Source organism: Mesorhizobium sp. M1217, assembly GCF_040318275.1.
GTDB lineage: Bacteria > Pseudomonadota > Alphaproteobacteria > Rhizobiales > Rhizobiaceae > Mesorhizobium.
Genome location: NZ_JAMYMA010000010.1, coordinates 49,925 through 69,010, shown reverse-complemented (window position 1 = coordinate 69,010; position 19,086 = coordinate 49,925). Strand labels below are relative to the sequence as shown.

The window sequence follows — 19,086 nt, the reverse complement described above, 5'->3', positions numbered from 1 at the left end:
CCGCACCGTCTGCATAGCGTTCGAGGAGAAATGGAGCGGCGTCAACGCGCTCCTGAACAACAGGGAGGAGAGACGATGAGGAATTTTCGAAACATTGGCATTCTCGCAGGGCTGGCGCTTGGCGTCTCGGCCTCGGCGCTGAGCGCATATGCATCCGAGCCGACCGTGCCGCCGGTGCCCGCGCAATTTCCCGCCGAGGGAAAGATCAAATATGTCGCGCGCGACTCCATCCTGGAGTTCAAGGCACTTCCAGAATACCACGAACCCGATTGGGTCACCGACAAATACGTCAAGCCAGGCAAGCTGCCGCCGGTCAAGGACCGGCTCCCGAAGGAGCCGCTGGTCTTCAAGACCGGCAACATGCCGGACGGCGTCGGCGTCTACGGTGACACGATGCGCCATGTCATCGGCGGCCGGCCGGAGGGCTGGAACTACGGCGCGGGGCAGACGCAAGGCTGGGGCGGCATCGACATCGGCCTCTCCGAATGCCTTACGCGAACGGCCCCGCTTTTCCAGGTCGAAGCCAAGGACACCGAGCCGCTGCCGAACCTCGCCAGGGGCTGGGACTGGTCGAAGGACGGCCACACGCTGACGATGCATCTGGTCGAGGGCGCGAAATGGTCGGACGGCGTTCCGTTCAACGCCGACGATGTGATGTTCTACTGGGACGACGAGGTGATCGACCCCAATGTCTCGCCGCTGAACGGCGCCACGCAGGAGACCTTCGGCGTCGGCACGACGCTGAAGAAAATCGACGACTACACCGTCGAGTGGACCTTCAAGGACGCCTTTCCGAAGCAACACCTCTACGCCATGGCTTACGGCAAGTTCTGCCCCGGACCGTCGCACATCCTCAAGCCGCAGCATCCGAAATACTCGAAGAACACTTACGAGCAGTTCAAGAACGCGTTCCCGCCGGAATATATGAACATGCCCGTGATGGGTGCCTGGGTGCCGGTGGCATACCGCCCCGACGACATCATCGTCATGCGCCGTAATCCGTACTATTGGAAGGTCGACGAGAAGGGCAACCAACTGCCGTATCTCAATGAACTGCACTACAAATTATCGACCTGGGCCGACCGCGACGTTCAGGCGGTGTCGGGGGCGGCCGACATCTCCAATCTGGAGCAGCCGGAGAATTTCGTCGCCTCGCTGAAGCGGGCGGCGCAAAAGGACGCGCCGGCCCGGCTTGCCTTCGGTCCGCGGCTGATCGGCTATAATCTGCGGATGAACTTCTCCGCCAACGGCTGGGGCAATCCCGACGAGCGTGGGCAGGCGGTTCGCGAGCTGAACCGCAACGAGGATTTCCGCAAGGGCGTTACCATGGCGCTCGACCGCAAGGCGCTCGGCGACTCGCTGGTCAAGGGTCCGTTCACCGCCATCTATCCGGGCGGCTTCTCCTCGGGTACGAGCTTCTACGACCGGAAGTCGACGGTCTACTACCCCTTCGATCTCGAAGGCGCCAAGGCGGAACTCGCCAAGGCAGGCCTGAAGGACAGCGACGGCGACGGCTTCGTCAATTTTCCTGCCGGCACCGCCGGCGGAAAGAATGTCGAGATCGTGATGCTCGTCAACAATGACTACACCACCGACAAGAGCCTCGCGGAGGGCGTCGTCGGCCAGATGGAGAGGCTAGGTCTTCGCGTTGTCCTGAACGGGTTGAACGGCGTCCAGCGCGACGCGTCCATGTATTCTGGCCGTTTCGATTGGATGGTCAGGCGCAATGATGAGGAGCTCACCTCGGTCGTACAGAACACCGAGCAACTGGCGCCGATCGGCCCACGCACAAGCTGGAACCATCGCGCTCCGGAAAACGGCCAGGTCGATCTGATGCCGTTCGAGAAGGACCTCGTCGACATCGTCAACAAGTTCGTCTCGGCGCAGGACAACGACGAGCGCGCCAGCCTGATGAAGCAGTTCCAGAAGATCTCGACGCAACACGTCTATACCGTCGGGCTGACCGAATATCCTGGCGCGCTGATCATCAACAACCGCTTCTCCAATATCCCGCAGGGAACGCCGATCTTCATGTTCAACTGGGCCGAAGATTCGATCATTCGTGAAAGGGTCTGGGTCGCTGTCGACAAGCAGCAGAAATATGAACTGTTCCCCGAACAGCTTCCCGGAAAGCCCGGCGACAAGGGTCCGACGAACTGAGTTTCCTCCCCTGACTTGAAAATTCCCGGCCGCGCTGCTGGCGCGGCCGGGACAAAGCCAGCGGCAAGGGGATAACTGAAACCGAGCGAGGAGAGAAACGGCCGATGCTGCGATTTCTGCTTATGCGCATAGCATCCGCATTACCGGTTCTCGCCATTTTGAGCGTGGTTACCTTCGCGATCATCCAGGCCCCGCCGGGCAACTATGCCGACTACATCCGCTTGCAGCTCATCAACCAGGGTGGAGCCTCCTTTGCCGAGGCCGATGCGCAGGCGAAGGCTTATAGCGTGGAGCATGGCCTCGATAAGCCGGTTCCGCTCCAATACCTGAACTGGATCGCCGGCATCGTCACCCGCGGCGACTTCGGCTACAGCCTGTATTACAACAAGCCCGTCGCCGACGTGGTGGGCGAGCGGCTGCCGCGCACGCTGCTCCTGGCGCTGGTGTGCCATCTGTTGGCCTCGGTCCTCGGTATCACCTTCGGCATATGGGCGGCGACCAGGCAGTACAGCTGGATCGACAGTACGCTGTCAGCGATTTCCTTCCTCGGCATGACGGTGCCGCGCTTCCTGATGGCGCTGATCATCGTCTATCTGCTGGTCTTCCAGTTCAACGTCTCCGAGATCGGCAGCTTCTTTTCGCCGCAATTTGGCGGGGCGCCGTGGTCTTGGGCGAAGTTCGTCGATCTCGTCCGGCATGTCTGGCCGGTTGTCGCCATCGCCACCTTCGGCGGGCTCGCCTACAACATGCGGGTGATGCGCGGCAATCTGCTCGACACGCTGAACGCGCAATATGTCGAGACCGCTCGCGCCAAGGGCCTCAGCGGCGGTGCGGTCGTGATGCGCCATGCGGTGCCCAATGCGCTGCATCCGCTGGTCATGTATCAGGGCGTGGTGCTGCCCTATATGCTGACCGGCGAGATCGAGACCGCGATCATCTTTGCCCTGCCGACCGTCGGCCCGGCGATCGTTGGCTCGATGGCGGTCGGCGACGTCTATGTCACGGCGACATTCATGATGGTGCTGTCGGCGACGCTGATCGTCGGCAACATCATCGCCGACATGCTGCTCGTCATGCTCGATCCGCGTGTGCGCCAATATGCAGGGTCCTGAGATGCTTGCTTTCGAGCCCTCGCTGCCGCCACTTGCCGAGGAACCGGCCAAGATCAAGCCGCGCGGCAATGAGAGTTACATCGCACTCGTCTGGCGCCGCCTGAAACGGTCCTGGACCGGCATGGCCGGGCTCATCCTGGTCGCGTCTCTGGTGCTGCTGGCGGTGTTTGCCGACTTCTTCGCACCGATGGATCCCAAGGTGACCGATGTCGGCTTCGCCCCGCCGCAGGTGATGAGCTTCCATGACAAGGACGGCAACTTCGTCTTCCAGCCACGCGTCTATGCCCTGGCGGATTCGGAAGACCTCGACCCGGTTACCTTCCAACCCGTCGTCGGGCCGGACTACGACCATCCGCGGCTGCTCGGCTTCTTCGTCAAGGGAGCGGAGTACAGACTGCTCGGCCTGCTTCCCGCGAACCGGCACTTCTTCGGCTCGACCGACGGCCAGCCGGTGCACTTCCTTGGCACCGACAAATTCGGTCGCGATGTGCTGGCTCGTGCGATCTATGGTTCGCGCATCTCGTTGATGATCGCATTGACCGTGGTCTTCATCGTCACCGTGATCGGCACGACGGTCGGCATGGTGTCGGGCTATTTCGGCGGCACATTCGACGTCTGGGTCCAGCGCTTCGTCGAACTGGTGCTCGCGTTTCCGCAATTGCCGCTTTATCTGGCGCTGACCTCGCTGGTTCCGGTGACGGCGCCGACGAATGTCTTCCTGGCCTTCGTGATCGTCGTCATGTCGGCACTCGGCTGGGCGCAGATGTCGCGCGAAGTGCGCGGCAAGACCCTGGCACTGGCGCGGATCGACTACGTTCGTGCGGCGATGGCGGTCGGCGCCACAGATGGCCGCATCATCATGCAACACATTTTTCCAAACGTGATGAGCCACGTGATCGTTGCGGTCACGTTGGCAATCCCCAGCGTGGTCCTGCTCGAATCCTTCCTCGGTTTTCTCGGCTTCGCGGTGAAGCCGCCGCTGATCTCCTGGGGCCTGATGCTGCAAGACACCGCGACCTATTCGGTCATCGGCACTTATCCCTGGATCCTTTCGCCGGTCGGCTTCGTGCTTGTCACCGTCTTCGCGTTCAACGCGCTTGGGGATGGACTGCGCGATGCGGTCGATCCTTATTGAGCATGACATGATGCAACACGCGCTCGTCAAATCCTTCGCACCGCCTGTCCGGCTCGACCATGACGCCCGTTCGGAAAACCCGGTCATTGATGCCCGCAACATCGCCGTCGATTTCAAGGTCGAACACGGCATGATCGAAGCCGTCAAGGACATCTCGTTCCAGCTCTATCGCGGCGAGACGATCGCCATTGTCGGCGAGTCGGGATCGGGCAAGTCGGTGACGGCGCGCACCGTCATGGGACTGTTGTCGAAGCGCGCAGTCGTGTCGCCGAAATCGACTGTCGAATACAACGGGGCCAACATCCTGAAATTTTCCGAGCGTGCCCGGCGCAAACTGCGCGGCGACCGCATTTCGATGATCTTTCAGGAGCCGATGAGTTCGCTCAACCCGATCTACACGATCGGCAGCCAGATCGTCGAGGCGATACGGGTGCATCGCAAGATGAGCCGCAGGCAGGCCGAGGCAAGAGCGCTCGAGCTCCTGCAGCAGGTGCAAATTCCTGAGCCGCAGGCGCGGCTGAAGCAGTATCCGCACCAGCTTTCCGGCGGTCAGCGGCAGCGTGTGATGATCGCCATGGCGCTGGCCAACGATCCCGATGTGCTGATCGCCGATGAGCCGACGACGGCGCTCGACGTCACGGTTCAGGCGCAGATCCTCAATCTCATCCGAAACCTGCAGAAGAAACTGCGCATGGCGGTGATCCTGATCACGCACGACCTGACCGTGGTGCGGCAGTTCTCCGACTATGTCTACGTCATGCAGCATGGGGAGATGCGCGAGCACAATGTGACGGAGAAGCTGTTCGCCAATCCGCAGCATCCCTACACCTGTCACCTGCTTGCCTCCGAGCCGCGCGGCCAGGCAAATCCGTTGCCGGAAGGCGCCGACGTTATTCTTGAAGCTAGGAATGTGCGCGTCTCCTTCATGCTGCGGCATGGCACGTTCATGAGGCCGGACCTGCGCGAACTCGTTGCCGTCGACAGCCTCAGCCTGACCCTTCGGCGGCACGAGACGCTGGGTCTCGTTGGCGAATCCGGATCGGGCAAGACCACCTTCGGCGAGGCGTTGCTCAGGCTCAACACCACGGACAGCGGTGAGATCTATTTCGATGGCAGGCCGATCCATGGCTGTTCGCGCGCCCAGATGCGGCCGTTGCGGTCGCGCATGCAGGTCGTCTTCCAGGACCCGTTCTCGTCGCTCAACCCGCGCATGACGATCGGCCAGATCATCGAGGAAGGGCTGGTCGTCAACCGCATGGGCGCCACCAGGAACGATCGGATCGAGCGGGTGCGCGAGGCGCTGATCAGCGCCGGCATGCCCGGCGATATCCTGTCGCGCTTCCCGCACGAGTTTTCCGGCGGCCAGCGCCAGCGTATTGCGATTGCCCGCGCCGTCGCGCTCGAACCGGAATTCATCGTACTCGACGAGCCGACATCGGCGCTGGATCTCTCGGTCCAGGCGCAGATCATCGAATTGCTGCGCAAGCTGCAGCGCGAACGGGGCCTGAGCTACATCTTCATCTCGCACGACCTCAAGGTCGTGCGGGCGCTGTGCCATCGCGTCATCGTCATGCAGCACGGCAAGATCGTCGAAGAGGGGCCGGTCGACGAAGTCCTGTCCCATCCCAAGACCGCTTACACCGAACGGCTGGTCAAAGCCGCTTTCGAGGTAGCCTAATTGCTTATGCCGGAGGTTGTTGTGGCAAGAAATCCCAAGGTCGCTTTCATCGGAGCTGGCTCGACGGTGTTCATGAGGAACATCGTCGGCGACATATTGCAGCGTCCGGCTTTATCCGGCTCGACGATCGCGCTGATGGACATCAATCCGCAACGGCTCGAGGAAAGCGCAATCGTCGTCGGCAAGCTGATCTCGACGCTTGGCGTAAAGGCCAAAGCCGAAACCTATTCGGACCAGCGCAAGGCGCTGGCGGGCGCCGATTTCGTCGTCGTCGCCTTCCAGATCGGCGGCTACGAGCCCTGCACGGTAACTGATTTCGAAGTTCCGAAGAAATACGGGCTGCGCCAGACCATCGCCGATACGCTCGGTGTCGGCGGCATCATGCGAGGCTTGAGAACCGTGCCGCATCTCTGGAAGATCTGCGAAGACATGCTCGCGGTCTGCCCGCAGGCTATCATGCTGCAATATGTCAACCCGATGGCGATCAACACCTGGGCGATCGCGGAGAAATACCCCGACATCAAGCAGGTCGGCCTCTGCCATTCGGTGCAAGGCACGGCAATGGAGCTGGCGCATGATCTCGACATTCCCTACGAGGAGATTCGCTATCGCTCGGCCGGCATCAATCACATGGCCTTCTACCTGAAGTTCGAGCATCGCCAGCCGGACGGCTCCTATCGCAACCTCTATCCGGATCTGCTGCGCGCCTATAGCGAAGGGCGGGCGCCGAAGCCGGGGTGGAACCCGCGCTGCCCGAACAAGGTGCGCTACGAGATGCTGAAGCGCCTCGGTTACTTCGTCACTGAAAGCTCCGAACATTTCGCGGAATACACGCCCTATTTCATCAAGGACGGGCGCGAAGATCTGATCGAGAAATTCGGTATCCCGCTCGACGAGTATCCGAAGCGCTGCATCGAGCAGATCGAACGCTGGAAGGGGCAAGCGGAAGCCTATCGCTCGGCTGACAAGATCGAAGTGGAGCAGTCGAAGGAATATGCGTCCTCGATCATGAATTCGGTCTGGACCGGCGAGCCGTCGGTGATCTACGGCAATGTCCGCAACAATGGCTGCATCACGTCATTGCCATATAATTGCGCGGCCGAGGTGCCGTGCCTCGTCGACGCCTCCGGCATTCAACCCACCTTCATCGGCGACCTGCCGGTGCAGCTTACTGCGCTAATCCGCACCAATATCAACGTCCAGGAGCTGACGGTCCAGGCGCTGATGACCGAGAACCGCGAGCACATCTATCACGCGGCGATGATGGACCCGCACACGGCGGCTGAGCTCGACCTCGACCAGATATGGTCGCTGGTCGATGATTTGCTGGTTGCGCATGGCGATTGGCTGCCGGCCTGGGCGCGCGGAGCGCGCAGCGTTCGGGCGGCCTGAGGCGCAGGGCTGTCTATTTCACTCGCCTATGCCGACCATAAAGCCCGCTTTGAAAGCGGCGCGGCGTTGCCGGCCGATGTCTCGAAATCGAAGAGCTTCTGCGTCACCAGTGCAGCCGCCCCTCTTGCCCAGGAATTGTCCTCCCAGTCCAGCAGCATTGGCGGTGCTTGTCGAAAGGTGTTTTGCCCGAGCATCACCCGCATCGGGCCAAACAGCGCGTCGCCAAACGATACCGCTTCACCGCCGACAACAATGACCTCCGGGTCGGTGATGTTGACAAGATTGGCGAGATGCCGGCCGACGCCACGTCCGGCTTCTTCGAGAATGGCGACGGCTCGCGGTTCGCGGTCTGCCAAGGCTTCCATAAGGGTCGCTTTGCAATCCGCTTCGTCGTGCCCGGTGGCTTCGCGCCATGTGCGCAGGATCGCCGGCTCGGCGTAATAGGCCATCAGGCAGCCGCGTTTTCCGCACTCGCAAAGGCGGCCGTTCTCCTCATAGGAGGTGTGACCGAATTTGCCGGCAGCACCGTTCGCACCGCGATAGAGTTTGCCTTCGAAGACGAGCGCACAGCCGATCCCGACGCCGATCGCCAGCACCGCCATATTGCGGTGCTGGCGTCCGAGGCCGAAGAGTTGCTGGGCAATGGCGTAGGCATTGGTGTCGTCCTCAAGCCACACGGGGACGTCCACCCGTTCGGCCAGCATCGGGCCAAGGGGAACGTTGTCCCAGTTATAGCGATTGCTGCGGATACACACGGCCTTCTGGTTGTCTATGACGCCAGGCATTGAAACGCCGATCCCGGCAAGCTTGGCGCCGGGCCGATCGACAATCGCAATCAGCTCCGGCACCGCCTTGGCCAACGCCTTTGTAATACGGTCGGGATCGCTGTCCGAGAGCTTGACGCGCATGGAACCCAGCGGATTGGTCGCAAGATCGGTGACCACGCATTCGACCGACCCGACCATCAGCTTGAAACCTATGGCGAGGCCGTTTGCGTAGTTGATATCCACCGGGATAGGGCGGCGCCCGGCCGAGCCCACGACTGTCTTGCCCTCGATCAGCAGGCCATCCTCGATGAGGTCCGCCACGACGAAGGTGACGGCCGCCGGACTGAGGCCGGTAACGGACGCTATGTCGGCCCGGCTGCGCGGACCCTCCTGCCGCAAGAGATTGAGGATCAGTCTCCGGTTCATCGCCCGGGTCGTGCTCGGGTCACCCTTGAGCTTCACGGACTTATTCCTTAATTTTGTAAATTAATTATTGCCTCTCGATCAAACATATGCGTAAGTTTGCCCAACTGTTCAACACCCGAACCGGGGTTAACGAAAATAATCCGGTTCATACCGGCAGCCACCGCGCTCTGAAGGAGCGGGCAAGCATGTTGTCTTGCCCGGGAGATGCGTTGTCGGGTTCGCACAGCGCCGGTGAGGGGGACGACCGCGTCGGCCGCGATGCCGGGCAGAATTAACAACAAGGGAGGAGTGACAATGACGTTCAAGTGGATCGAAAAGCCGTCGACGCGGCGCAATTTCCTTAAGGGAGCCGGTGGCGTTTCCGCCGCGGTGCTCACGGGCTTTCCAATGCCGGCACTCAGCCAGTCGAGCGAAGTCACCATCATTTCAGATGAAAACAATGCCGATGCCCTGCAGATTTTGCGGCGCATCGCGGCCGATTTCGAGAAGCAGTCAGGCACCAAAGTTGTGATCAACAACATGGATCACGAGGCCCACAAGACCGCGATCCGCAACTACCTTGTGGCCGGCGCGCCGGATGTCTGCTTCTGGTTCTCCGGAAACCGCATGCGTGCCTTCGTCAACCGCGGCCTGTTCGACGACATTTCGGATCTGTTCGAGAAGGAAAAATACAAGGACGCGCTGGGTGCTACGACCGGTGCCGTCACGGTCGACGGCAAGCAGTATGGACTGCCGACCGGCGGCACGATGTGGGGCATGTTCTATCGCAAGGACGTCTTTGCCGAGCACGGACTTACGGTACCGGCGACCTGGGACGAATTCCTCGCTTACGGCCAGAAATCCAAGGCCGCCGGCCTAATCCCCGTCAGCATCGGCACCAAGGAACTCTGGCCGGCGGCCGGATGGTTCGATCAGATGAACCTGCGCATCAATGGTCTCGACAAGCACTTCGCCTTGATGAACGGCAAGATGGCCTATACCGACCCGGCGCTGAAGCCTGTTTTCGACCACTGGGAGGAGCTGATCAGGCAGGGTTTCTTCACGCCGGATCAAACCTCGTTCGGCTGGCAGGAGGCCGGCGCCTTCCTCGCCCAGAAGAAGGCCGGCATGATGAATCTCGGTGCCTTCGTGAAGGCTACTTTCCCTGAGCAGGATCTCGAGCAGCTGACATTCGCGCCTTTCCCGAAGATTGACGCCGCCCTCGACCGTTACGAAGAATTCTCGGTCAATTCGGTCCACATCCCGGCCAACGCCAAGAACAAGGCGGGTGCCCGCGAGTTCCTCGCCTTCTTTTACCAGCCGGAAAATTTCGGCCCCTATCTGGAACCTGGCGGCAACGTTCCGCCGCGCAACGACCTTCCAGCCAGCAAGGACCCGCTGGTCAACGCGGCTGTGGAAAGCCTCAAGACGGTGGCCGGCACGTCGCAATATTACGACCGCGACACCGATCCCGACATGGCCCAGGCGGGTCTGGTCGGTTTCCAGGAATTCATGGCCAAGCCGGAGCGCCGGGATGCCATTCTTCAGCGACTCGAGGGAACCCGTCGCCGGATCTTCAAGATCTAGCGCCTCCCAGCCGAGGGGAGCGGGGTCTTGCCCGCTCCCCGATGCGTTCCGGTGAATGAGGTCTCCCAAAATGACGAAGCTTTGGCGCCGCCATCGCTGGTGGCTGACACCGACACTTCTGATCCTGCCCGCTGCTGTGCTGTTTTCCGTCGTCATTCTGGCCTCTGCGGTCGAGAGCCTATGGATCAGCCTGCACGAATGGGACGGCTTCAGCCCGATGGTCTGGATCGGCCTTGGCAACTACCGCGAATTGTTCGCCGACCCGCAGTTCTATGTTTCGCTGAAGAACAATCTGATCTGGCTGGTGATGTTCATGCTGGCGCCGCCGCTCGGCCTCGCCATCGCGCTGCTCGTCAGCCAGAAAATCCGCGGCATGCGCCTGCTCAAGTCGCTGTTCTTCATTCCGCTGGTGCTGGCTTCGGTTGCCGTCGGCGTTGTCTTCACCTGGGTCTATACGCCGGAATTCGGACTTCTCGCCCTGATCTTCCGCACCTTCGGCGCGACCGCCCCGGCAGTGCTGTCGGATGAAAACTTCGTCACCTTCGCCGTCGTGATCGCAGCGTTGTGGCCGCAGATCGCCTTCTGCATGGTGCTCTATCTCGCCGGCCTCAACAATCTCAGCGAGGACCTGATCGGCGCCGGGCGGGTCGACGGCGCCAGGGGCTGGAACATGCTGCGCCACATCGTGTTGCCGCAACTGACACAGGTCACCTTTATCGCCATCGCTGTCACCGTCGTCGGCGCACTGCGTTCCTTCGACATGGTCTCGGTGATGACCAGCGGCGGCCCCTTCGGTTCGTCCGAGGTGCTTGCCTATCAGATGTTCGAGCAGTCCATCTTTTCCTACCGCTTCGGCTATGGCGCGGCCATTGCCTCGGTGCTGTTCGTGATCATGGCGGTCTTCATCGCCTGGTACCTGACGCGGATGATCCGCGCCGATGAAAGGGGCGGCTGATGTTTCCCCGCCCGATTCCCGAAACTGCTATTTGGCAGCGTCGCCTCTATGTCGTGCTGGTGGTCGGCATCCTGATTGTCTGGCTGGCGCCGCTCTTTGCCATCATTCTTACCTCGTTCCGCTCTACGCAGGATGTCATGGGCGGCAATCTGTGGGGCTGGCCGACCCAATTCGGCCTGGTCGACAACTACACGGCAGTCTTCACCCAGACGCCGATGGCCCGCTACTTCCTCAACAGCCTGACGATCACCATCCCCTCGGTGATCGGCGTTCTCATCTTGAGCACGCTCGCCGGGTTCGTGCTCGCCCGTTACCGATTTCGCGGCAACATGCTCGTCTTCGCCCTGTTCGTCGGCGGAAACTTCCTGCCGCACCAGATCATGATGATCCCGGTCCGCGATCTCATGGTGCGGCTCAACCTCTACGACACGATGTCGGCCCTGATCATCTTCCACATCGCCTTCCAGACCGGGTTTGCAACACTGTTCATGCGCAACTTCATCGCCGCCTTGCCGGGAGAACTGTTTCAGGCAGCCAGGGCCGAGGGCGCGACACCGTTTCAGACATTGGTACACGTCGTCGTCCCACTGGTACGGCCGGCTCTCGCGGCGCTTGCCATCCTGCTCTTCACCTTCATCTGGAACGATTATTTCTGGGCGGTCGTGCTCACCATCAGCGATACCGTAAAACCGGTCACCGCCGGCCTTGCCAATCTGCGCGGCGAATGGGTCTCGGCCTGGAACTTGATCTCGGCTGGAACCATCGTCGTGGCTTTGCCACCAGTCGCCATGTTCTTCCTTATGCAGAAGCACTTCATCACCGGCCTCACCATGGGAGCGGTCAAGGGATGAACGACCATGGCTTCAAGGCGTCGCCCATCCGATTCGAAACTGATTTTGCAAGCAGGGCTCCATGACCAGTCTTGAACTCCGGCAGATACAAAAGAATTATGGCACCTATCATGCACTGCGCGGCATTGATCTCAGCGTCGAACAGGGCGAGTTCATTGTCACCGTCGGGCCGTCCGGTTGTGGCAAGTCAACGCTGTTGAAGATCATTGCCGGGCTTGAAACCGTTTCGACCGGTGAAATTCTCATCAACAACCGTGATGTCACCACCACCGAGCCGGGTGAGCGCGGCATTGCCATGGTTTTTCAGTCTTATGCGCTTTACCCGCATATGACCGTCGCCGAGAACATGGGTTTCGGCCTGCGCATGGCGCATCGCCCCAAGGCCGAGATCGATGCCGCCGTGCTGCGAGCCGCCAAGATCCTTCGCATTACCGACCAGCTCGACAAGCGGCCGAAACAGCTTTCCGGCGGCCAGCGTCAGCGTGTGGCGATTGGCCGTGCCATAACCCGCTCGCCCGACGTGTTCCTGTTCGACGAACCGCTATCCAACCTTGACGCAGCGCTGCGCACGCAGATGCGCGTCGAGCTTTCCGATCTGCACGCCAGGCTCGGCGCCACCATGGTCTATGTCACGCACGACCAGACCGAGGCGATGACAATGGCGAGCCGTATCGTCGTGCTCAATCGCGGCTCGGTCGAGCAGGTGGGCGCTCCGCTCGAACTCTACCGCAATCCGGCCAATCTCTTCGTCGCGGGCTTCCTCGGCGCACCCCGAATGAATTTTTTCGAAGTGACCGTCGCCGCTGTCTCCGGCGGCGCCGCCACGCTGTCGACCGCCGGTCTTTCTCCTTTGGCTGTCGAACTGACGGAAGCGGCATCCGTACAGGTCGGCGATAGGGTGACAATGGGGATTCGGCCGGAGAGCATCAGCCTGGCCGCGGAAGGGACAGCGAGTTTTGCAGGACGGGTGCGGCTGGTCGAGCATCTCGGCCGCGAGACCATCCTCTATGCCGACGCCGGCCCGCTGCAATGCGTCAGTTCTGAAAGCGGCAGCGGCAACGTCACCGTCCAGATCGGCCATGCGAGCGCTGTCTCTGCCGACGCGACCGTCGGCTTAAAGGTCGAGCCGCGTGACGTCTATCTCTTTTCCTCTGTCGATGAGCGGACCATCAGTGCCCGTAAACCCACCATCACCGACTGACCTGCAGGAGTATCCTTCGTGAACAAGACTTCAAACGGCCGCGCCCTGTCGGTCTGGCGGACGATCCAGACCGACCGCTTTCTGGTCGGCGCGCCGCATTACCCCGAGCATGTGGACGAGAGTTACTGGGACAATGACGCCAGGCGCATGGCCGAGGCCGGCTTCAACGTCGCCCGCCTCGGCGAATTCGCCTGGCACATTTTCGAACCGCGTGAAGGCACCTTCGATTTCGACCTGTTCGACCGGGCAATCGAGGGCCTCGCGCGTCGCGGCGTCAACACGATCCTGTGCACGCCGACCGCCACCCCGCCGCGCTGGCTGACCGCAAAGCATCCGGAAATCCTGCGGCTTGATGGAAATGGCCGGTCGATGGGCCACGGCTCGCGCCAGTATGCCGACACCAGCAGCCCGGTGTTTCGCGACTATAGCCGCAAGATTACCAGGGCGATGGCGGACCACTACCGCGACAATGCAAATGTCATAGGCTGGCAGACCGACAACGAACTCAACACCAGCATGCCGGAATCCTATTCGCCGTCGGCATTGAAGGAATTCCAGGCTTATCTCCAGGAAACCTACAAGACGATAGACAGGCTGAACTTCGCCTGGGGTGGCGATTTCTGGGCGACGGCTTACGGCGATTTCAGCGAAATTGTCTTCCCGCTGGATTTTTCCCCGTCCTTTCCCGGTCCCGGTCACCTCCAGGACTACCACCGTTTTCTCGCGTTTTCGACAGCACGGTTCCAGCACGACCAGGTCGAGATCCTGAGAGCCACGAATGCCGGTTGGTTCATCTTCCACAATCTCGGCGGATTGCGCGATATCGATTTTCGAGGCCAGTTCTCCACCGATCTCGACTTTGTCGGCTACGATATCTACCCGTTCCTCTATGACGAGTTCTTTCGCCTCGGCAACCACGCCAAGATCCAGGCACTGCATCTCGACATCTGCAGGGGATTTTCCGGCAACTACATAGTGCCGGAACAACAGTCAGGTTTTGGCGCCCAGCCGGGCTTCTGCACGCTGACGCCGGAGCCGGGCGAAATGCGACGCATGGCGATGTCGTCCGTTGCGCGTGGCGCCGATGGCATCATGTTCTTCCGCTGGCGTCCCGCGCATTTCGGCGCCGAGATATACTGGATGGGCATCATCGATCACGATGATGTCGCTCGCCGCCGCTACGACGAAGCGAGGCAGTTCGCCACCGAGATGACGGCGCTTAAAGACAAGATCCTAGGCACCCATGTGCGGATGGATGTCGGCATCGCCGGCTCGGACTTCGACAATCAGGAAGCCCACAAAACCTTCCCGATCGGCTTGCCGAGCCCGCAGGACGACGCAACCTTGCTGCATCAGTATTGCTATGACCGCGGCATCGCCTGCGGCTTCATCCACCCGGAAGACGATCTATCGAAGCTCAAGGTGTTCTACGTGCCGCATTGGGTGATCTGGAAGGACAACTGGACCGAGCGGCTGCAAGTCTTTGCCGAAAATGGCGGTATCATCATCATCGGCGCGCGCACGGGAACCCGCGACGAAAACAACCACGTCATCCGCGAGACAGCGCCGGGCCGGTCGCTGTCGAAGCTGACCGGTGTTCGCGTCGAGGATTTCGGGCGGCTGGCGGCACCTGGGGCTAATGGCCTGTTCAACACCATGTCGCGCTCCGGCGGGCTCGTCATTCCTCCCGACAGACCGGCCGAATCCAGCCGCCGCATCCGTCGTTATACCTTCGGCAACCACGAGTTCGATGCCGGTTATTTCTATGAGAACCTCGCAGTCGAACCGGAAGTCGAAATTATCGGGGTTTGGTCGAACCGCTACGCGGTGGGAGCGCCTGCAATCACTTCCCGCGCCGTCGGCAAGGGCCGTGTGCTCTATGTCGGCACCTACCTGACTCCGGAACTGACGGCTCAGCTCGCAACCCGCACTTTCGCCGACGCGAACGTGGAGCCTCTGGTTCCGGATCTGCCGGACGGCGTCGAGGTGACGATGCGCGAGAATGATGAACGCCAGCTTCTGTTCATGCAAAACATCAAGGACACGCCGGTTGCGGTAACCGGCGTTCCCGCCGGCAGCAACCTGCTCGACGGCAAAAGGCCTGTCTCCGGAGTGCTGACCCTGGACGGCTATGGCTGTGCTATCATCGAATTGATCTGATGCGATACGATATGCCGCCAGCAGGTTCAAGATAGAAGAAGAGGGAGGTCAGTTTCCAGTCCACAGAATATCGAAAATGGTGAGAGCGTTGATTTTTTGGTAATGTTCTACTGGGAGATTTGGTAGACTGTTGACAGAGGAGGAGAAATTCTGTGGACGAGATGCCGAAAACTACTCGGAATTTGCGTTTCTCCCTGGCGCTTGGAATCGTGTCCTGGCTGTTGCTCGGTTCGTCCGTTCCGGCCGCGCCTGGAGGAGTTTCTGAGAGCGCATTTTGGCGATGGCCAGATGTCGCTTGAGCGGATCGTCGGCGGCCAATCCAACCCGACCTATTTCGTCGACTACGGCGGCCGCCGCATGGTGCTGCGCAAGAAACCTCCGGGACCGATCCTGCGCGGCGCTCATGCCGTCGATCGCGAATACAGGGTGATCGAAGCGCTAGCGGCGACAGAGGTGCCGGTGCCGCGGCCGGTGCTCTTTCACGACGGCGACGAGCCGCTCGGCACGCCATTCTACCTGATGCAGCGGCTCGACGGCCGGGTGTTCCACGATGGCTCGTTGCCGGGACTGGCGCCGGACGAGCGGCGCGGCATCTATTTTGGCATGGCCGAGGCGCTGGCAAAACTGCACGCAGTCCGGCCGGAAGAGGTCGGGCTCGGCGATTATGGCCGTCCCGGGAACTATTTTGAACGACAGATCGCGCGCTGGACCAGACAGTTGCGGGAATCGCCGAGCGAGCGCATCACCGCGCTCGAAGCCGTCGCCGAATGGCTGCCGCGACATCTTCCGCCAGATGACGGCCACGTCTCGATCGCGCATGGCGACTTCCGTTTCGGCAACCTCATCTTCCATCCCGAGCGGCCCGAAGTGATCGGCATACTCGACTGGGAGTTATCGACCCTTGGCCATCCGCTTGCCGATCTCGGCTTCTGCTCGATGCCCTGGCATTCCTCGCCTGACGAATATGGCGGCATCCTCGGCCTCGATCAGGCAGCGCTCGGCATTCCGACACAGCGCGAATTCCTCGATCATTACTTTGCCTACGCAGTGCTGACGGCGCCGCTGCAGCGGTTCCATCTGGTGTTTGCCATGTTCCGCTTTGCGGTGATCTTCGTCGGCATCGCCGACCGCGTGCTGGCCGGCAGCGCGGTTGCGGCCGATGCGGCCGACGTGGCACCGCTGGCCGGCCGTTTTGCTGCACGCGCCATGGAAGTCATCGACGGCGCGCGGCCCTGGTGAGGAGAGGCTGGCAATCGGCTAAGCGAGCCGCACGCGATACGCGTTCAGTTCATTCGAACTTCCGGTTCCGCCAGCAGCGGAATCTCCAGGCCACGCCGCAAGCCGGTGGCGACGACCGACACCCTGAATTTTCCGGCGAGTGCCTTGTCGAAGATGGCGCCGACGATGATGTCGGCATCGTTGTCGACCTCCTCGCGGATGCGGGTAGCCGCTTCATCGACCTCGAACAGCGTCATGTCCATGCCGCCCGATATCGAGACAAGGACGCCCTTGGCGCCCATCATCGAAGCTTCGTCGAGCAGCGGGTTGGCGATTGCCGCTTCCGCCGCCTTCTTGGCACGGCCTTCTCCGGCGGCCTCGCCGGTTCCCATCATGGCGCGGCCCATGTCGCGCATCACCGACTTCACATCGGCGAAGTCGAGATTGATCAGCCCTTCCTTGACGATCAGATCGGTGATGCAGCCGACACCTGCATAGAGAACCCGGTCGGCCATGGCGAATGCGTCGGCGAACGTGGTTCTGGCGTCGGCGATCCTGAACAGGTTCTGGTTGGGGATGACGATGACGGTATCGGCGCTTTCGCGCAGGCGCTCGATGCCGTCATCGGCAGCGTGCATGCGGCGCCTGCCTTCGAAGACGAATGGCTTGGTGACGACGGCGACGGTCAGTATTCCAGCTGCCCGCGCTGCCTGCGCTATAACAGGCGCGGCACCTGTTCCGGTTCCACCTCCCATGCCGGCGGTCACGAAGCACATATGCGTTCCAGCAAGGTGATCCATGATCTCGTCGATGGATTCCACGGCCGCGGCACGGCCGACCTCGGGCAGGGACCCGGCCCCCAGACCTTCGGTGATATGAGCGCCCAACTGGATCAGCCTCGTTGCCTTCGACATGGCAAGGGCCTGGGCATCGGTGTTGGCGACGATGAATTCCGCGCCCTGCAGGCCTTCGGCGATCATGTTGTTGACGGCGTTGCCGCCGCCGCCGCCGACCCCGACGACGGTGATCTTAGGCCTCATCTCCGAGATTACCGGCCTCGTCGCGGTGTTCATTGCCGTTCTCCCTGGATACGCCGAGTGGTCGCTGGAAGCTTGTCCCGGGCGCACTGCGAAAACTTTGAACCGGGCAGTGCGAATCAGAACAGCCCAGAATGCAGGGAATCAGAGCGCGGAGCGGGCTGCAAGTGCGCGATGTGCCTCTTAGGCGACTTGCGCCTGAAAGTTCACGCAATGCGCCTCAGATCGTGGCGCGGGCGCCGCACGCTACAACTTCGGCGCGAGGCGCTGCGCGACATGATCGGCAATCGCCAGGCAGGAGGTCAGGCCGGGGCTTTCGATGCCGAACAGGTTGAGCAGGCTGTCCACGCCATGCACCGCCACGTCCTGGATGACGAAGTCGGCATTGGCCTCACCGGGACCGGACAGTTTTGGCCGGATGCCGCTATAGGCGGGCTGCAGGCTGCCATCGGCCAGGTCCGGCCAGTATTTGCGGATCTCGCTGTAGAAGCGCTCGCCACGAGCTGGATCGACGCGATAGTCGAGTTGATCAGTCCATTCGACGTCCGGCCCGAAGCGGGTGACGCCGTCGAGATCGAGCGTCAGATGAACACCGAGTCCGCCTGGTTCGGGTACTGGATAGATCAGCCGCGAGAAGGGCGCCCGGCCGGCCACCGAAAAATAATTGCCTTTGGCGTAATGGAGCTTTGGCACGAACTGCTGATCTAGCCCTTCAAGCGAGCGGGCAAGCGCTGCGGCGCTAAGCCCGGCCGCATTGACGAAGCGTGTGGTAGCGATCTCGAAGCGCTCGCCGCCGGTAGCGTCCACCGTGTCGAGCACGACGCGGCCCGCTTCGATGCGGCCGGCGGCGACGCGGGTGTTGAGGCTGAGTGCCGCCCCGTGCTCCTCGGCATCAGCCAGCAAGGCAAGCATCAGGGCATGGCTGTCGACGATCCCGGTGGCCGGCGACAGCAGCGCCGCCGTACACTTGAGGCTGGGCTCCAGCGCATGTGCCTCGGCTTCGCGCAACGGCACCAGGTCGCCGGCGCCGCAAGCGCGCGCATTGGCCCGGATCGAGGCGAGCACCGGCTCCTGTTCGGCATTCGTAGCGACGATGAGCTTGCCGCAGCGCAAATGCGGGATCGCACGCTCGTCGCAGTAGCGATAGAGCCTTTCCCGGCCCGCCACGCAGAACCGGGCTTTCAGCGATCCAACTGGATAGTGGAGGCCGGCATGGATGACCTCGGAATTGCGCGAACTCGTCCCGGTGCCGATGGCGCTCTCGGCTTCCAGCACCAGCGTGTCGATGCCGCGCTGCGCCATCTCTCGCGCGATCGCCAGGCCAACGACGCCGGCGCCGACGACAATGCAGTCGACACGGTCCACGATCAGGTCAAGCCGAAGTTCTGCATGCGTCCATCCATCCGCTGGCCCTGTCGAAAGCGCTTG

14 protein-coding genes are annotated in these 19,086 nt (G+C 61.6%); 11 read left to right on the top strand and 3 right to left on the bottom strand.

Annotated features, from left to right (window positions below; translation table 11 throughout):
- Nucleotides 1-75 precede the first annotated feature (75 nt).
- The 5 genes from NKH37_RS18335 to NKH37_RS18315 all read left to right on the top strand — a co-directional run bounded on the left by NKH37_RS18335 (nucleotide 76) and on the right by NKH37_RS18315 (nucleotide 7,477).
- Nucleotides 76-2,160 (top strand): ABC transporter substrate-binding protein, encoded by a 2,085-nt coding sequence (locus tag NKH37_RS18335; protein WP_023720678.1) that lies wholly within the window; start codon nucleotides 76-78, stop codon nucleotides 2,158-2,160.
- Nucleotides 2,161-2,264: 104 nt separating this feature from the next.
- Nucleotides 2,265-3,272 carry an ABC transporter permease gene (locus tag NKH37_RS18330; protein WP_353003616.1) on the top strand — a complete coding sequence of 336 codons (1,008 nt, stop codon included), beginning with the start codon at nucleotides 2,265-2,267 and terminating at the stop codon, nucleotides 3,270-3,272.
- 1 nt (nucleotide 3,273) lies between these two features.
- Complete coding sequence (locus tag NKH37_RS18325) at nucleotides 3,274-4,407, top strand: ABC transporter permease (protein WP_353003615.1); 1,134 nt, start codon at nucleotides 3,274-3,276, stop codon at nucleotides 4,405-4,407.
- A 10-nt stretch (nucleotides 4,408-4,417) separates the two neighbouring features.
- Nucleotides 4,418-6,085 (top strand): ABC transporter ATP-binding protein, encoded by a 1,668-nt coding sequence (locus NKH37_RS18320; RefSeq protein ID WP_352823290.1) that lies wholly within the window; start codon nucleotides 4,418-4,420, stop codon nucleotides 6,083-6,085.
- 21 nt (nucleotides 6,086-6,106) lie between these two features.
- Nucleotides 6,107-7,477 carry an alpha-glucosidase/alpha-galactosidase gene (locus NKH37_RS18315; protein WP_031211901.1) on the top strand — a complete coding sequence of 457 codons (1,371 nt, stop codon included), beginning with the start codon at nucleotides 6,107-6,109 and terminating at the stop codon, nucleotides 7,475-7,477.
- Between the two features lie 26 nt (nucleotides 7,478-7,503).
- Here NKH37_RS18315 and NKH37_RS18310 read toward each other — a convergent pair whose 3' ends face one another.
- Nucleotides 7,504-8,706, bottom strand: coding sequence for an ROK family transcriptional regulator (locus NKH37_RS18310; RefSeq protein ID WP_352639425.1), 1,203 nt, complete (start codon nucleotides 8,704-8,706; stop codon nucleotides 7,504-7,506).
- Nucleotides 8,707-8,964: 258 nt separating this feature from the next.
- Here NKH37_RS18310 and NKH37_RS18305 point away from each other — a divergent pair, with 258 nt between their 5' ends.
- The 6 genes from NKH37_RS18305 to NKH37_RS18280 all read left to right on the top strand — a co-directional run bounded on the left by NKH37_RS18305 (nucleotide 8,965) and on the right by NKH37_RS18280 (nucleotide 16,642).
- The gene (locus NKH37_RS18305) at nucleotides 8,965-10,236 is read left to right on the top strand and encodes an ABC transporter substrate-binding protein (protein ID WP_352639427.1); all 1,272 of its coding nucleotides are present in this window, start codon (nucleotides 8,965-8,967) and stop codon (nucleotides 10,234-10,236) included.
- Between the two features lie 70 nt (nucleotides 10,237-10,306).
- On the top strand, nucleotides 10,307-11,191 hold the full coding sequence (locus NKH37_RS18300) for a carbohydrate ABC transporter permease (protein WP_023720671.1): 885 nt from the start codon (nucleotides 10,307-10,309) through the stop codon (nucleotides 11,189-11,191).
- A complete protein-coding gene (locus NKH37_RS18295) occupies nucleotides 11,191-12,042 on the top strand; it encodes a carbohydrate ABC transporter permease (RefSeq protein WP_352484037.1) in 852 nt (283 codons plus the stop codon). The genes NKH37_RS18300 and NKH37_RS18295 overlap by 1 nt, the downstream gene beginning before the upstream one ends.
- Nucleotides 12,043-12,103: 61 nt before the next feature.
- Nucleotides 12,104-13,243 carry an ABC transporter ATP-binding protein gene (locus tag NKH37_RS18290; RefSeq protein ID WP_023720669.1) on the top strand — a complete coding sequence of 380 codons (1,140 nt, stop codon included), beginning with the start codon at nucleotides 12,104-12,106 and terminating at the stop codon, nucleotides 13,241-13,243.
- 18 nt (nucleotides 13,244-13,261) lie between these two features.
- Nucleotides 13,262-15,403, top strand: coding sequence for a beta-galactosidase (locus tag NKH37_RS18285; RefSeq protein WP_352639428.1), 2,142 nt, complete (start codon nucleotides 13,262-13,264; stop codon nucleotides 15,401-15,403).
- A gap of 288 nt (nucleotides 15,404-15,691) precedes the next feature.
- Nucleotides 15,692-16,642: a phosphotransferase family protein gene (locus NKH37_RS18280; RefSeq protein ID WP_353003614.1), complete on the top strand. Its 951-nt coding sequence runs from the start codon at nucleotides 15,692-15,694 to the stop codon at nucleotides 16,640-16,642.
- Between the two features lie 44 nt (nucleotides 16,643-16,686).
- Here NKH37_RS18280 and ftsZ read toward each other — a convergent pair whose 3' ends face one another.
- Both ftsZ and NKH37_RS18270 read right to left on the bottom strand, forming a co-directional pair.
- Nucleotides 16,687-17,694, bottom strand: coding sequence for a cell division protein FtsZ (gene ftsZ / locus NKH37_RS18275; RefSeq protein ID WP_023720665.1), 1,008 nt, complete (start codon nucleotides 17,692-17,694; stop codon nucleotides 16,687-16,689).
- A gap of 210 nt (nucleotides 17,695-17,904) precedes the next feature.
- Nucleotides 17,905-19,023: an NAD(P)/FAD-dependent oxidoreductase gene (locus tag NKH37_RS18270; protein ID WP_352484033.1), complete on the bottom strand. Its 1,119-nt coding sequence runs from the start codon at nucleotides 19,021-19,023 to the stop codon at nucleotides 17,905-17,907.
- Between the last annotated feature and the right edge of the window lie 63 nt (nucleotides 19,024-19,086).